The 13,600-nt window shown below is 58.2% G+C and carries 11 protein-coding genes and 1 pseudogene; 3 read left to right on the forward strand and 9 right to left on the reverse strand.

Features of this window, described 5'->3' with window-relative positions; all coding sequences use genetic code 11:
- Positions 1 to 18: 18 nt before the first annotated feature.
- The 3 genes from JOE34_RS01780 to JOE34_RS01790 all read right to left on the reverse strand — a co-directional run bounded on the left by JOE34_RS01780 (position 19) and on the right by JOE34_RS01790 (position 2,862).
- On the reverse strand, positions 19 to 1,275 hold the full coding sequence (locus JOE34_RS01780) for a 3-phosphoshikimate 1-carboxyvinyltransferase (RefSeq protein ID WP_004402530.1): 1,257 nt from the start codon (positions 1,273 to 1,275) through the stop codon (positions 19 to 21).
- 96 nt (positions 1,276 to 1,371) lie between these two features.
- The gene (locus tag JOE34_RS01785; protein ID WP_003345989.1) at positions 1,372 to 1,854 is read right to left on the reverse strand and encodes a PAS domain-containing protein; all 483 of its coding nucleotides are present in this window, start codon (positions 1,852 to 1,854) and stop codon (positions 1,372 to 1,374) included.
- 3 nt (positions 1,855 to 1,857) lie between these two features.
- Positions 1,858 to 2,862, reverse strand: coding sequence for a response regulator (locus JOE34_RS01790; protein ID WP_004419200.1), 1,005 nt, complete (start codon positions 2,860 to 2,862; stop codon positions 1,858 to 1,860).
- A 265-nt stretch (positions 2,863 to 3,127) separates the two neighbouring features.
- Here JOE34_RS01790 and JOE34_RS01795 point away from each other — a divergent pair, with 265 nt between their 5' ends.
- From JOE34_RS01795 to JOE34_RS01805, 3 genes are all read left to right on the forward strand, one after another.
- Positions 3,128 to 3,577 carry a DUF2384 domain-containing protein gene (locus tag JOE34_RS01795; protein WP_003345986.1) on the forward strand — a complete coding sequence of 150 codons (450 nt, stop codon included), beginning with the start codon at positions 3,128 to 3,130 and terminating at the stop codon, positions 3,575 to 3,577.
- A complete protein-coding gene (locus JOE34_RS01800; protein WP_209995061.1) occupies positions 3,574 to 4,035 on the forward strand; it encodes an RES family NAD+ phosphorylase in 462 nt (153 codons plus the stop codon). The genes JOE34_RS01795 and JOE34_RS01800 overlap by 4 nt, the downstream gene beginning before the upstream one ends.
- 303 nt (positions 4,036 to 4,338) lie before the next feature.
- Positions 4,339 to 6,375, forward strand: a complete 2,037-nt coding sequence (locus tag JOE34_RS01805; RefSeq protein ID WP_209995062.1) for an S-type pyocin domain-containing protein — start codon at positions 4,339 to 4,341, stop codon at positions 6,373 to 6,375.
- A 362-nt stretch (positions 6,376 to 6,737) separates the two neighbouring features.
- On the opposite strand, the pseudogene JOE34_RS01810 reads toward JOE34_RS01805, so the two are convergent.
- From JOE34_RS01810 to JOE34_RS01835, 6 genes and pseudogenes are all read right to left on the reverse strand, one after another.
- Positions 6,738 to 7,203, reverse strand: a pseudogene (locus tag JOE34_RS01810) (cell division protein FtsQ); the annotation flags it as partial.
- A 118-nt stretch (positions 7,204 to 7,321) separates the two neighbouring features.
- Positions 7,322 to 8,533, reverse strand: a complete 1,212-nt coding sequence (locus tag JOE34_RS01815) for an MltA domain-containing protein (protein ID WP_004419207.1) — start codon at positions 8,531 to 8,533, stop codon at positions 7,322 to 7,324.
- Between the two features lie 250 nt (positions 8,534 to 8,783).
- Positions 8,784 to 9,269 (reverse strand): GNAT family N-acetyltransferase, encoded by a 486-nt coding sequence (locus JOE34_RS01820; RefSeq protein WP_010424906.1) that lies wholly within the window; start codon positions 9,267 to 9,269, stop codon positions 8,784 to 8,786.
- 54 nt (positions 9,270 to 9,323) lie between these two features.
- The gene (locus tag JOE34_RS01825) at positions 9,324 to 10,565 is read right to left on the reverse strand and encodes a phospholipase D-like domain-containing protein (protein ID WP_209995065.1); all 1,242 of its coding nucleotides are present in this window, start codon (positions 10,563 to 10,565) and stop codon (positions 9,324 to 9,326) included.
- A gap of 63 nt (positions 10,566 to 10,628) precedes the next feature.
- Positions 10,629 to 11,279, reverse strand: coding sequence for a MotA/TolQ/ExbB proton channel family protein (locus JOE34_RS01830; RefSeq protein ID WP_003414938.1), 651 nt, complete (start codon positions 11,277 to 11,279; stop codon positions 10,629 to 10,631).
- A gap of 25 nt (positions 11,280 to 11,304) precedes the next feature.
- Positions 11,305 to 13,587: a TonB-dependent receptor gene (locus JOE34_RS01835; RefSeq protein ID WP_209995067.1), complete on the reverse strand. Its 2,283-nt coding sequence runs from the start codon at positions 13,585 to 13,587 to the stop codon at positions 11,305 to 11,307.
- Positions 13,588 to 13,600: the final 13 nt, after the last annotated feature.

The following is a 13,600-nucleotide window of genomic DNA, read 5'->3' on the forward strand; positions in this document are numbered from 1 at the left end:
CGGCCGCTGCGCCTGCGGTCAGCGCTGAACGGTGACGCCCAATGAGGCCAGCGCATCCCAGTAGCCTGGGTAGGTCTTGCCGACGCAATCAGGGTCGAGAATGCGGATGCCGGCGATCTTCAGGCCCGCCAGCGCAAAGCACATGGCGATACGATGGTCGGAGTGGGTGTCGATCAAGGCATCGACCGTAGTGCCTGCCAGCGCCGGGTTGGCGTTGACGATCAGATCGTCACCCTCTTCGACCGCCAGGCCGGGTGCGATGGCGCACAGGCCGTGGGACAGTGCCGAGATGCGGTCACACTCCTTGACCCGCAGGTTGGCGATGCCGACAAAGCGCACCGGTTGACGATTGAAGGCGGCCAGTACGGCCAGCGTCGGAATCGCGTCCTGCATCTGCGAACCGTCGATCACGGCCGGCATGTTCGGGAAGCTGGCGATGATCTGGCTGGCCAGCGCATCGGGCTGAGTGAACGCATCGCTGGCCACGCCCAGATCGATAGCGCCCTCGGTCAGGGCCTGCGCAGCCCACAGGTAAGTGGCCGCCGAGGCATCCGGCTCGATGTGGAAATCCGTAGCGCGATAACCGCTAGCCGAGACTTTCCAGGCGGCATCGCCGATGGCCTGAACCTCGGCACCGAACGCCTGCATGGCCGCCAGCGTGAGGTCGAGGTAGCCACGCGCGCCGATCTCGCTGCCTGTCAATGCAACTTCCACAGGCCCCTTGCCACAGGCACCGGCCATCAGCAGTGCCGACACATACTGGCTGGACAGGTTGCCGTCGATTTCGATACGACCGGCCTCAAGACCACCCTTGCCCTTGATCGCCACCGGCGGGCAACCGCTGGGTGCGCTGACCTCCACGCCCATACGCTGCAAGGCATCGACCAGCGGCCCGATCGGGCGCTTGCGCATGTATTCGTCGCCATCGACCACGAAGTCGCCTTCGAAGTTGGCCAGTGCCGCGGTCAGAAAGCGTGTCGCAGTCCCGGCGTTGCCGAGGAACAGCGCCTGCTGCGGCGCCTGCCAGTGCCCACTGCTGGTGACCACGAAGGTGCTGTCATCCGGCTCGTCGACCTGCACGCCCATCAGACGCAAGGCTTCGGACATCACGCGCGTGTCGTCACTCTTCAGCGCGCCGGTCAGGCGGCTGGTGCCTTTGGCCAGCCCGGCCAGCAACAATGCGCGGTTGGTGATCGACTTGGAGCCCGGCGGGCTGACACGCCCGACCAGCGGGCGCTCGACAGGCAAAACAGTGAGGGTGGCTTGAGGTCGCATGATGTCCCTGAGCGTCAGCGGAAAAATCGCGATCCTAGCACGAGCGGGATCAAGCCCGCAGCGCCGGTTTCATTCATCGCCAAGCCCGGGCGCGGGTCAGCTTTTCGCTGAGCCCGACAGTTGCTGCAGCTTGTCGTTGGCCGCCAGCAACTGATTGCGGTTGGCCGCCACGTCGGTGACGTCATAGATCACCAGACACACATGGCTGATCGCCCCGGTGGTCGAACGCAGCGGGAACAGTGTGGTGTTCTGATACATGAACTCCTCCTGCCCGGTAATCGGCTGATAATTCTTGAAACGCACCAGATACGGCCGCTGCTCCCAGATGGTGAACGCCGGCGTGCCGAGGGTCACGACATTGTCGATTTTCTTGCTGAACCACTTCGCGTTGACCTCCGGAAAAATCTCGAAAAAGGTCTTGTCGACTGCCACGTAAGGCACCACGCCGGAGCGGTTTTCCATGAAGGTATTCCAGACCGTCACGCGGTAGTTCAGGTCCAGCACCACGATGCCTACGTCAATGTTCTGCGTGACGGCCAGCAACCAATGAAGCTCGTTGATTTCAATAGCGTTGCTCATGGGTCAGCTCATCATGTAGGCGAGTTTTTTGGTAAGCAGCTCGACCGAATCTTCGGTGAACAGCATCAGCAGATCGAAATGCAGATTGTGGCCTTCCACGCTGTAACTGATTTCGACCGCCAGGGTCTTTTTCCAGCGCTGTTGATTGATGCGGATAAGCTCGTCGATGCCGCCCTGCGCACCCAGCAACTGTGGATGGCCCTGCGAAAAGGCAATGTCGATCTGTTCGGCAATGCCGCTCAGGCAGGCGCCGATCAGGATCGTGGACAGGTCGAGCAGCATCTCCATGTCGGAACTGTCGGAGTGATCGCCGCCCATCAGTTGCGAGATACCGGAAATTTCCGAGTCGTGGAAAATCAGCAACGCCTCACCTGCAATACCGCCACCGATGTAGCCCTGACACACCGCAGTCAGGCGCTGATCGCTGTGCGCATCGGCCAGCGCCATGTGCAGCTCGCCAACTTCAAGCATGTTGACGTTGGGCACCGGCAACTGCACGAACACACCCAGTACCTTGGCCAGCAACGCTGCTGCACGGCCCATGGCGACGTTGACGGTTTCGCGGAAGGCATCCTGAAAGCTGATCACCCCGCCCTTGTTGTTAAGAGCCGGCAGTGCAACCGGTGACGCCGCAGGCTTGCCCAGCAGGCCAAGGCGCTCCAGTGTGCTTTTCAGTTCGTCCGGGTCGGCAGGTTTTTTCAGAAACGCCAGCGCGCCCAGCTCCATGACCCGACGCACGGCTTCGTCCTGCACGTCGCCCGACACCACAATCACCTTGGCGTCGAGGTTTTCGGCACGAATCGCCGTCAGCGTCTGGTAACCGTCCATCACCGGCATGGTCAGGTCGAGCAGGACCACCTGGCCCTGACCTTTACGAATCGCTTCCAGGCCTTCCTGCCCTTGGGTGGCCAGCGTGACCGACACATCCCAGTCTTCAGGTAGCGCGCGCAACAGCTGCTTTCGCGCCATGTTCGAGTCATCGCATATCAATAGCGCAAGCGTGGACATCGTGTGGTTCTCACTGCAGGAAAATCAGGCTGACCACGGCGGACAGCACGTATACGTTTAGCGGCACCATCGGAAGCGACTGGCATCGAGCCTATAACGCGAGATCAGTAACATTCAAACTAAACCTATAGCCTAAGTCGGTGATTTTTGGAGTTTCTGTAGTTTTATTCGCTATCCGTTGCTGTAAATCACTGTCGCGACGTCGGAAACGTGCCTATTATCAAGTGATAGATTTAATAGTAATCACTCGATAGGCAGGTGTGCCATGTCTTTGCCCATAAGCGACTACCATCCGGCCGTGCCCCGGCAGGACGATTTCTGGCAACACCTGGGAATCCCTGCACGAGGCGCGCGGCTGTACTCGGCGCTGCATGACGGCTTGCCGTATGAAGTCTTCGAACGTCTGGCGCATTACACCGACCTGAACCGCTCGACCCTGGCCGAACATCTGGGCATCGCTCCGGCGACCTTGCAGCGACGCCTCAAGGTACGCCGCTTCAATGCCGAGGAAAGCGATCGGCTGTTCCGCCTGGCGGCGGTGTACAAGGCGACGCTGGACCTGTTCGAAAACGACGCCGAAGCGACTCGTCTGTGGCTGGCCAACCCGGTCTATGGGCTGGGCAATCGCAGGCCGCTGGAAATGCTCGCGACCTCGGCCGAGGCTCAGGCAGTGCTTGACCTGATCGGCCGCCTGGAGCACGGGGTCGTGGCGTGATAGCGGTCTATCGACTGGTCAAGCGCAAATGGCTGGCGCAGGCCTTCGACGGTGAAGGCGCCAAGCTCTACGGCGGACGCTGGAACAGCAAGGGCAACGCCTGCGTGTACTGCGCGGGCAGCGAGTCACTGGCCCTGCTGGAAGTGCTGGTGCACCTGAACAACGCCACTGTGGCTCAGCACTACACGATGCTTGAACTGCAGATTGCCGAGGAGCACGTCCTCAATGCGCGCCCGGACACACTGCCCCGCGACTGGCGTGAAGAACCCGCGCCACCGGCAACCGCCTCGTTCGGCGACGACTGGCTGGCCTCCGCTCAGAGCCTGGCGCTGGCAGTGCCCAGCGTGATCATCCCGCGCGAGCCCAACTACCTGCTCAACGTCCAGCACCCCGAATTCAGGGCGGTTGTGGCAACTGCCAAAGAGCTGGAGTTTGTGGTCGATCCGCGTTGGGGGTGAGTTGGCTGAACGGTTAGCTCGATTATGGGGGGCTCTTGCTGTCCCATGGGTTCAAAGCAACGTACGCCGCGACCAATGCATTCAGCACCAGAAGTAACGCCTTAACACTGCGATGGATTACAAAACCGGCAACACTACGTGCGGCCGCTGACCAGTCCTACACCAGCATGCGTTTCAATTGCGTGCCTGAAAGCCTGAACAAAAAAACAACTACCTATACCTATGTACCGCACTTCGCGACTATTAATACTACCTAATATCAAGGAGATATTATTCGGCGATTTAAACCTTAAGGATAAGCACATGCCGCAAAACGTCATTACTCTTCCACCCACAATCGTAACACCTGGCCAGCCGTTGCCCAGGCCATCAAGCCCGCTGTCAGGAGCCGGAGTAATCGCCAGACCGCTGCGATGGGACGGCACTATTCCTGCAAACCATGAGATGGATGCATTCTTCAGTAAAAGGGGTATAAGAAACGAGCAGTACACGATATCCATTATCGTGACGGTCTCTTCAACACAGCAAAATATCCATCAGTCTTACATAGACTTTTTGCCCCTCCTTCCGGCTGACGTTGACGCGGAAATTTCTGCCGGCGTAGGAGATTACCCCTTCTCTGAGTTAGAAAAGTCTACGATTGAAAAAAACGTGGTGGACAGCCTGATTTCACAGCGCGCTGCTGAGTTAGCCAACAGCAAAGAAGGCGCTCATGCTTTCTTTGGCAGGCATGCATTGGCGGTAGATATTAAAAAAAACGCTGTGGATTTTTTAAATATCTTTCAAACAAGAAGAGACCTGGGCTCTCCCCTTGACGTTTATAAAAGCTGGGAAGCCTCAGTTACAGCAGCCTACAGAGCAAAAATTCTTGAAGAGAAAATCAGGATTCTCACAGAGAGGTCTGTATCACTGAGCCATACTATTGCTGCAGCGCAGGCCAGGGAGGACGCACGTATCGCGGCAGAAACCGAGTCGACGAGGCTTGCCGTTGAAGCTGCAGAGCACGCTCGACTTGCTGCCGAAACCGCTGAACAAGCCCGAGTTGCAGTGGAGGCTGAAGCCAAGCGAGTAGCGGATGAGCAGGCTCTTCTTGCTGCCGAAGCAGAAGCTCGCCGAGTAGCTGCCGAAGCGGCTGAACAAGCTCGTATGGAGGCAGAGACGCAGGCCAAGCGTGACGCTGACGAGCACGCGCGCGTGACGGCAGAAGCTCAAGCGCTAGAAGCGGGCAAGACGCTCAGGCTCCCGGAAGCTGGTACACCGCAGTTGGGTGCAGTTGCAGGAGTCATTTCCGTTACAGCAGGATCCGGTCTCTTTCTGGACGCTACCATTCAAGCCGCTATCGAAATATTAACGGCTCTCGCAGGCACGGCTGTCAGCTCTACCACAGCCGTAGGCATCGGCACGTTGCTGTACTCCCCTTCGCTTGGCAATGGAGAGTTAACGGAAAGAATGCTGGACCTTCCGGCCAGAGTTCTGATGCCTGATCTGCCCGACGCCTTGAATGACGTGGCGGCAACGGGTGGAACGGTCGATATGCCCTATAGAATTTACGGCGATCAGTCGAAGTATTCAGTCGTGGCAACACAAGCCGAAGGCGGATTTTCTCCCAAGGTGCCTGTGAGGGCTCTGATACTGGACCCAGTGGCCAACGCCTACACCTTTACCACTTCGGACACCCCGCCCATCACCTTGACGTTTCCAATCGCAGCACCTGGAAACAGCTCAACGACGACGGTGGCGCAACCAGTCGAAACTCCGGCGTACGCTGGAATTACACTGGAGCCTATCGAGGTGAAGGCCGAACCTTTACCCGGCACCAGCCAGATGGATATTCGGGACGCCATTTACGTTTATCCGTTAAATTCGGGTCTGCCTCCGGTCTATGTGGTGTTCAACAGCCCCTATGAAGGGGCAACAACCAAAGGAGAGCATAGCGGTCGAATGTACGATCCTGAAAAAGCGGGCGGCCCCACCCAAAACCTTGACTGGACAACCGCCTCAGTCACTCAGGACGGCATTGATCTCGTTAAGCTGCACACAGGCCGATTCGGCTCATCAGATGCGAATACTATAATGATTGATCGTCTGGAAAGAATTTTGCGCGGCGAGTTAGCCGTGACGGATACTGATAAAAGATTTTACACCCACGAGCTCAGGGAATTAGAACGTTACAGGGCACTGGGGGTGGCTGATGGCGTGCAAGGTAACGTATGGAATAACGCTCATACGGCAGCCCTTGAGGATTATAGAATTAACGAAAATCGTGATTTTCTTTACACCGAAGCGGCTCAATCGGCTGGTGACAAACAAGATCATGCTGACGCATTGGGAGGCCAATGAAATGACCCACATCAGAGACATTATCATTAACGAAACCGTGGCAGATGTATTGGCAGTCCTGGCTCTAACTACGTCCCAACCACGGATAGACAGACTGTACACCACTTATAAATTTGAGGCGCTTCAGTCCGGTGAGCTTTGGGGAACTTACACCCGACTTTTCCGTGAGGGAATTCTGGCTTTAGATGCAAATGGTCGCACGTCTAAAGGACCCAACTGGAAGGAGCCCGCTTTCATCGCTGAAAAAAATATTCTTTTGAATAAAAGTTACACTATCTAAAGAACGCCCGGCTTCAGCCGGGCGTTATTCCATCTGAGACTTGATAATCGTAACCCTGTCTCGAACAGGGTATGCCCGAGGTTTATTTTACAGGTACATCTAACTTGTCGATCCTCCCATAAATGGTCTGCAGATCCCGCTCGGGAATTTCCCATATGAGCAGTTTGGGCGGCGTCTGGCGGAAGGCCGGGTTGTCAAAGTAAAGGTTGGCAACGTTGCCAAGAGCTCGCCGCAGTCCTTGGCAAAGTTGCCAATCGGGGCGCCGAGTGCGCGCTGTAGAAACCCGACAAAACCCGAATTGCGCGAGAACGACGTGCCGATCAGCGCGACGTTGGGCAGCTTGCTGTCTCCGTCGATTCATTGGCAAGCTCGGTGATCTGCGTGGCGGCCACGCTTTACGGCGCAGGTTGTAATGACGACGGCAACCAGTCGAGTCCGCCGGGGCACTCGGCAATGGGTAACGTCTAAATCTGGAATTGACGCTGTGAAGTGGCCTGAATGCCGGCTTTTTTCACCTGCAAACCGATGGCTCTGGCGGCGCTGTTGGCAGCACTCTCGCCCCATTGCATTTCGCTATCTCAGGCGTATTTGGAAGGAAAACGAGGGCATGAAGAAGATAGCTACCTATCCATCGAGCAGGACGGTAGCTATCGAGGTGAAGGGATTTCAGTGACTAGCGGCAGCCGAGGTTGTTGCAGGAACTGTTTCTGCGGACTGAGGCAACGGCATGCCCTTGGGCCATAACAGCCAGATATTACCTTTCTGCTTCATGTCGCCAGCCAGCTTGCCCGCCTCATCGCCGGTCCCCCAGAACAGGTCGGCGCGTACTTCACCGGCAATCGCACCGCCCGTGTCCTGGGCAGCGACCGGACGCACCACGCTGCTGCCATCCGGCCGCGTGGTGGAGAGCCAGAGCAGACTGCCCAGCGGAATCACCTTGCGATCGATGGCCACGCTGTAGCCGGGGGTCAGCGGCACATTCAGCGAGCCGCGCGGGCCTTCGTTGCTGTCGGGGTTACGGGCAAAAAACACGTAGCTGGGATTGCTCGCCAGCAGCTCGCTGATCCGCTCCGGATGCGCCTTGGCCCAGGCCGCGATGCTGCCCATGGTCACGTCTTCCTTCTTCAACTGCCCCTGCTCTACCAGCCAGCGACCAATCGCGCGATACGGACGACCGTTCTGATCGGCATAGCCCAGACGCAGCTGCGAGCCATCCTCCAGACTCACGCGCCCCGAGCCCTGAATCTGCAGGAACTGCAGATCCATCGGGTCAGTCAGCCAGGCAATCACCGGCGCGTTCAAGCCTTGCGCGCTGATCGTCGCAGCGTCGTCGTAAGGCTTGAGCACCCGCCCCTCAAGCCGACCGCGCAGACGCTTGCCTTTGAGCTCGGGGTAAATGCTGTCCAGATTGACCACGATCAGATCGTCCGGAATGCCATACACCGGCACATTGGCCGTGGCGGTCTGCGTCAGGCTGCCCGGATAAACAGGCTCGTAGTAGCCGGTGATCAAACCATCGGCACTGCCCCCGTCGGCGCGCAGGCTGTAGACCTGCAGCTGCTCCTGCAAAAAGGTGCGGATCTGCGCAGCATCCGGCGCAGCCGCAAGACTCGCAGCCGCCGCACACGTCGGCCCCCACACCGCATCAGATTTCAAACGCACACACGCACTGCGCCAAGAGGCAAAACCGGCCTGCAAATCCGCGTCGGACACCGCAGGCAGCGCGTCCCAGCCAGCCTGGCTATACGTAGTGTGCGGCGGCGCAGGCGGCGTCACCGGCTTGTCGGACTTATCGGACTTGTCACACGCGGTCAGCAACGCAGCCAGTGGCAAAACCAGCGCCAGACCCCGCAACCATGGCTTGAAAGAGAGCATCATCAGTAGCACCAATCCGTTTACAGCCCGCAGCAGGCTGGTGGGTGAAAGGCGTCATTGTGGCTGAAGCGGGCAGAGGGGCCTAGGGTTTGTCTGAAAAGTCGACCTGGATGATGTGGAGACGCGGCGTAAGAGAAAGATGGAGTCGAGCAAGTCAGCGCTCATGAGTGGTACGCGTTGGGCCGGTGCTGCACGGCCCCGACTTCGTACCTGATAACAACCAGGCTGCATTCCGAGGGTCTTTTGAAATACGTCAGTAGACTGCTGCCATGCTGAAAGCGTCTATGTACTCGCCATCTCGATAGGCGAATTTCCTGTGCGTGCCCTCTATGACAAAGCCATTCTTTTCGTACAGTGCGATAGCAGGCTTGTTATCAACGAAAACAGTAAGCTCCAGGCGCTTTAAATTCATCCATCGAGAGGCAGTGGCGGTGAGTTCGTTCAATAACAAGTCACCAATACCCTGGCGATGATGACTGTCTGCAACCCCCATCCAGAAATCAGCTACGTGCTGCCTGCGCCCCTGAAAACGATAGAGCATGGCGCAGCCGACAACCATGCCATCCCGCTCGGCAACCAGGGACAGTCCAGAAGCACTTCGACTTTCAACAAGCTTTTTTATGTCGTTGGCTGACTGGTGCGGCATACGAAGCGTCCACCAACGGAATACCGGCTGTTCAAACATATCAGCCAGCGAAGACCAGTCACTGTCTGCCATGGCACGGACGATCAAGCTCATTTCAGCCCCCTCACTAACGCTGCCCTGCCCTTTCGGCTGCCTATCTGCTTACTGTCAAGGCTTACCCGGATGCGGCTCCGGGTAGTCGCGATTGATGTCGATGGGCTTGGCGTACGGCCCATCCCAAAGCTGCTCGTGCAGTTGGCCGATGCGTTTGGCCATCGAGCCGTCGTGCATCACCACTTCCAGATTGCGCGAGTTGTCGAGGTAGCCGCCCAGCCAGTTGCTAGTGCCTACCCAGGCAACCTGATCATCAATATCCATGGTCTTGCTGTGGATCACGCGTGCATAGGGGATAAAACCCTGAGCCGCCATCGGCAATGTGACGATGCGCACCTGCACGTTGGGCACCAGGGCCAGACTCTTGAGGTAGACGACTTCGGGCATACCGGTGTTCCAGTCGGACACCATGAGTTTGATCGACACGCCGCGGGCGGCTGCGCTGCGCAGGGCGTTATCGATGACCGCATAGTAAGGCCGGGTTTTGTCGGGCCCGTAGGACAGGGGCGCGTAGTCCAGCAACTGGACACGAACCTCGCTTTTGGCTTGCGCCAGCAAACGAGGCAGTTCGGTCTGGGAGTCGACGACCCCCGGCGGGTTATAGCGCTGCGGACTGGCGATCAGGTAATTGCCGTTGGGCAAAGTGCTATCGACGGGGCGCGGTACAGGAACCGGTTTGCCCTCGGTAATGGCAGCCTGGGCAAGCCAGTCCTGATCGAATATGGCCTGCGTCTGGCGTACGACGGTCGGCTCGTCAATGCGCAGGCCGGTTTCATGGATATGCTCCAGCGAGCGCCAATCGAAGTTCTGACTGCCGATGAACGCCTGTCGGCCATCCACGACCAGGAATTTGGCGTGAATGATGCCGCTGCCCGTGAGCTTTGCGTAGGGCAGTACGCGTAAGGTGAGGTTGGGGATAGCGCGCAGTCGCTCAAGGGTCTGCGGGTCGGAAAGTTTCAGCCCTTTTTCTTCCAGCAGAAAACGGATTTTCACTCCGCGCTGCCCGGCTGCCGTCAGGCTTTCAAGCACCTTGTCCATGACCGAGCCTGCGTGGTCGGCGACATAGAACTGTTCGATGTCGATACGCTGGCGAGCCCCGTCAAACAGCTCGCGCCAGACCTCGCCGGGCGCTCGCAGGTCAGGCGTCTGCAGGTCCGACCCGACCGGCACGGTGTGTACCAGTTCGAAACCCGGGATGGCGACGTCTGCTTGCGCGCACGAACTGCCCAGCAGTAACGCTGCGATCACGGCGCGGTAGCTCAGGGACAGTCGACGATACGAAGGGTAAAAGGGCATTGCGAGCCTCATCGCCAGACACAGACAAGATGGCGCATGCCAGAGCACGCGCCGCTATTTGGATCAGGCCGTCCGGTATTTCGGTTGGGCCGACGCAACCGGATGCTCGGCTTCGTCATGCACACGTGCTCCGCTGGAAGCGCGGATCAGCAGGATCTTGAGTTGGTCGTTGATACGTTCCAGGCTGTCCTGAAAGTAGTTGTGAAAGACCACGCAGAACAAGGCGATGGCAATACCCAGCCCGGTCGCGAACAGCGCTGTACCGATACCGGCGGAAATCTGCCCGGGGTCGGACACCCCGGCACTGGCCAGGGCCTTGAAGGTGTCGATGATGCCCAGAATCGTCCCCAACAAGCCCAACAGTGGCGCAGCGGTGGTGATGGTTTCGATCAGCCAGAGGCTGCGGGCCAGCGGTGCGCGAGTGCTCAGGTACTGGGTTTCGATGACGTCATCCAGATCCCTGCGCGATCCCTGCGCATTTTTTTGCGCAAGCACCGGCAGGACCATTTCCAGTGGCAGGCTGGTCCGCCGTGTCAGCGTCTCCGGCAGATCCTTTTCACTGTGTACCAAGGCACCGAGTGCCGTTTGCAGCGCCCGTGACTGGCGACGCACGTAGGCAAAGTAGATGCCTCGTTCGATCGCGACAAAGATCGCTATCGCGATGGCGGCGTACATCACATAGAACGTGATGTCGTGGAGCTGATTCATGTCCATGGCAAGGCCCTCTGGTCAATGAAGATTAGAAATTGGCTTCAAGAGAAACGGTGACCGTACGCTCGACCCCGACGATGTAGGCCGGGTCGCCATCGCGGAAACCGCTGTAAGTGCCCGCGTTGGTTTTGGTGGTGTACACGCCGTCCAGGTATTCCTTGTCGAACAGGTTGTCGACGTTCAGACGCAAGGTGGCGTCCTTGACGATTTTCTTGTCCACCGGAAGGTAGATCCCTGCGCCCAGATTGAAGATGGTGCGCCCCGGAATGCTTTCGTCGTTGGTCAGGTCGCCATACAGCTTGCTGGTGAGCTTGGCGCCAAAGGTCCCGTAATAACTGCCGTCGTCGTAGCCGATGTTGGCGGCCAGCATGTTTTTCGGCACGTTGGTAAATTGCTTGCCACTGGTCGGCAGCTCGATGGCGGTGCCGTTATTGAAGACGGTCAGGTCATCTTTCTGTTTGGCGCGGGTGTAGGTGTACGAGGTGTAGTAATTGAAATGGTGCGGCAGCAGGCCACTCCATTCCAGTTCCAGACCGCTGTTGTCGACTGCACCGGCGTTGATGTCGGCAAAGTCGCCATTGACGTCTTTTGATGACACCTGACGGTCCTTGAACTGCAGGTAGAACAGTGTGGCCGCCAGCGTCATGTCCTGTTCGGTGTAGCGCCAGCCCAGTTCGTGGTTCCAGCTGGTTTCTGGCTTGCTGTCGATGGAGCCGGTGCCCGGGTCATACAGAACGTAGTTCTGCGGCACGCGCATGTTGCGTGACAGGCTGTAGAACAACTGGTCGCGCTCATCCAGCTGGTATTTGAGGCCGACGTTCGGCAACAGCTTTTTGTAAGTCTGGTCGCGTTTTTCCGGCCGCTCGGTCAGGCTGCCGTGGTTGGTGCCTTCGCGTTCGACGTTCATGAAGGCCAGGCCGCCGACCAGCGTCCAGTCCGGGGCGAAATACCAGGTGTCCTGAGCCCAGACTTTTTGTGCAGGCGTCACGGTATAGCGGTCACGGCCCTGGATCTCATTGCCGTTGGCATCGACCATGTAGTCCGAATCAGGCTGGATGCTTTCAGGCTTGCCATTGCTCTTCAGGCGGATGAAGGGCTGAGTCTGCGACTGACGCGCGCGTTCATACCAGTAGCCGACCTGTACGCTGTGTTCGTCGTTGACGTCCCAGTTCAACTTGGTGGTGATCCCCGGACGCCAGGTCTGGGTGCGCGAAGGACGGTAATACACGCCAGTGGTCGATGACCCGTCTGCGTTATAAGCCGCCGCCGTCGGCAGGTTGCTCAGGTCGAATACACCGTTCTGATTCGAGCCGCGGTTGAGCGCATAGGAAGAACTGTTCACGCCGCTGCCATTACCCCAGAAATAATAGGGGATGACGGAAAGAGACAGGTTGTCGGCCAGTTTGAATTGGGTATTGAGCACGCCGGTGAACGTCTGGAACGGGTTCTGCGCCAGCTCGTAGTAGCTGGACAATTTACCGTTGCTGCCCAGCGCTGGCGTCGAAGGATAAGGGTCAAACTTGCGCCCGTTCTGCTGGAACTGACTCTTGGTGAGCTGGCTGTAACTGTTGTTGTCCTGTTCGTGGTACTTGAGGATCAGGTTGGCGGTATTGCCCGAGCCCATGTCGAAGAAGCTGTTCCACTCCACCTTGTCGGCGCGCACCGCGCCATCGCCGCGCCATTTCTGACCTTCGGTGTGAGACATCGACAGCCAGTTGCTCAGCCCGTTGATTTCTCCGGTGTTGAGTCGCGCGAAGGTCTTGTAAGTGCCGTTGCTGCCCGCCACCTGCTTGACGAATGCGCCGGTTTCCTTAGTGGGCCGGATGGTGACGATACCGATGTTGCCGCCGCTGGAACCGATATGCGGGCCGTCACTTTCGGCAGAGCCTTGAGTCACGAAAATCTGATCGATGTTTTCCGGGTCCCCCAGCAGGTTGGAGTACAGCGCGTAGTTGCCGGAGTCGTTGATCGGCATGCCGTCTACCGACATGCCGACCTGATCGGAGTTGAGACCGCGCATGGTGAACCTGAAACCAGAAAGACCGGTGGCGTCTTCGCTGGAGATATTCAGGCCCGGTGTGTACTTGAGCTTGTCGATCGCGTTACCTGTCGCGGTCTGCTTGTCGAGCGCCTCCTTGGTCACCGTGGAGCGCGCCTTGATGCTCTCCTCCTGCACCATGTAGCCACCGCCAACCGTCGCCCTGCCCTGCACACCAATGGTGCCGACGTCACTGGCACTCGAGTCGGCCATAACCATGCCGTGACTCATGCCCGCGGCGACCAACGCAAGGTGAATTCTGGAAAACTTCATCACTTTGTTCCTT

The sequence above is a fragment of the Pseudomonas sp. PvP028 genome (genome assembly GCF_017832255.1).
In the GTDB taxonomy this organism is placed as follows: domain Bacteria; phylum Pseudomonadota; class Gammaproteobacteria; order Pseudomonadales; family Pseudomonadaceae; genus Aquipseudomonas; species Aquipseudomonas syringae.

Excerpts from the sequence above, each read along its gene's own strand:
- JOE34_RS01815 (WP_004419207.1), bottom strand. The coding sequence starts at position 8,533 with ATGATGCTCTCTTTCAAGCCATGGTTGCGGGGTCTGGCGCTGGTTTTG.
- JOE34_RS01820 (WP_010424906.1), bottom strand. The coding sequence starts at position 9,269 with ATGAGCTTGATCGTCCGTGCCATGGCAGACAGTGACTGGTCTTCGCTG.
- JOE34_RS01785 (WP_003345989.1), bottom strand. The coding sequence starts at position 1,854 with ATGAGCAACGCTATTGAAATCAACGAGCTTCATTGGTTGCTGGCCGTC.
- JOE34_RS01795 (WP_003345986.1), top strand. The coding sequence starts at position 3,128 with ATGTCTTTGCCCATAAGCGACTACCATCCGGCCGTGCCCCGGCAGGAC.
- JOE34_RS01780 (WP_004402530.1), bottom strand. The coding sequence starts at position 1,275 with ATGCGACCTCAAGCCACCCTCACTGTTTTGCCTGTCGAGCGCCCGCTG.
- JOE34_RS01835 (WP_209995067.1), bottom strand. The coding sequence starts at position 13,587 with ATGAAGTTTTCCAGAATTCACCTTGCGTTGGTCGCCGCGGGCATGAGT.
- JOE34_RS01825 (WP_209995065.1), bottom strand. The coding sequence starts at position 10,565 with ATGCCCTTTTACCCTTCGTATCGTCGACTGTCCCTGAGCTACCGCGCC.
- JOE34_RS01790 (WP_004419200.1), bottom strand. The coding sequence starts at position 2,862 with ATGTCCACGCTTGCGCTATTGATATGCGATGACTCGAACATGGCGCGA.
- JOE34_RS01805 (WP_209995062.1), top strand. The coding sequence starts at position 4,339 with ATGCCGCAAAACGTCATTACTCTTCCACCCACAATCGTAACACCTGGC.
- JOE34_RS01830 (WP_003414938.1), bottom strand. The coding sequence starts at position 11,279 with ATGGACATGAATCAGCTCCACGACATCACGTTCTATGTGATGTACGCC.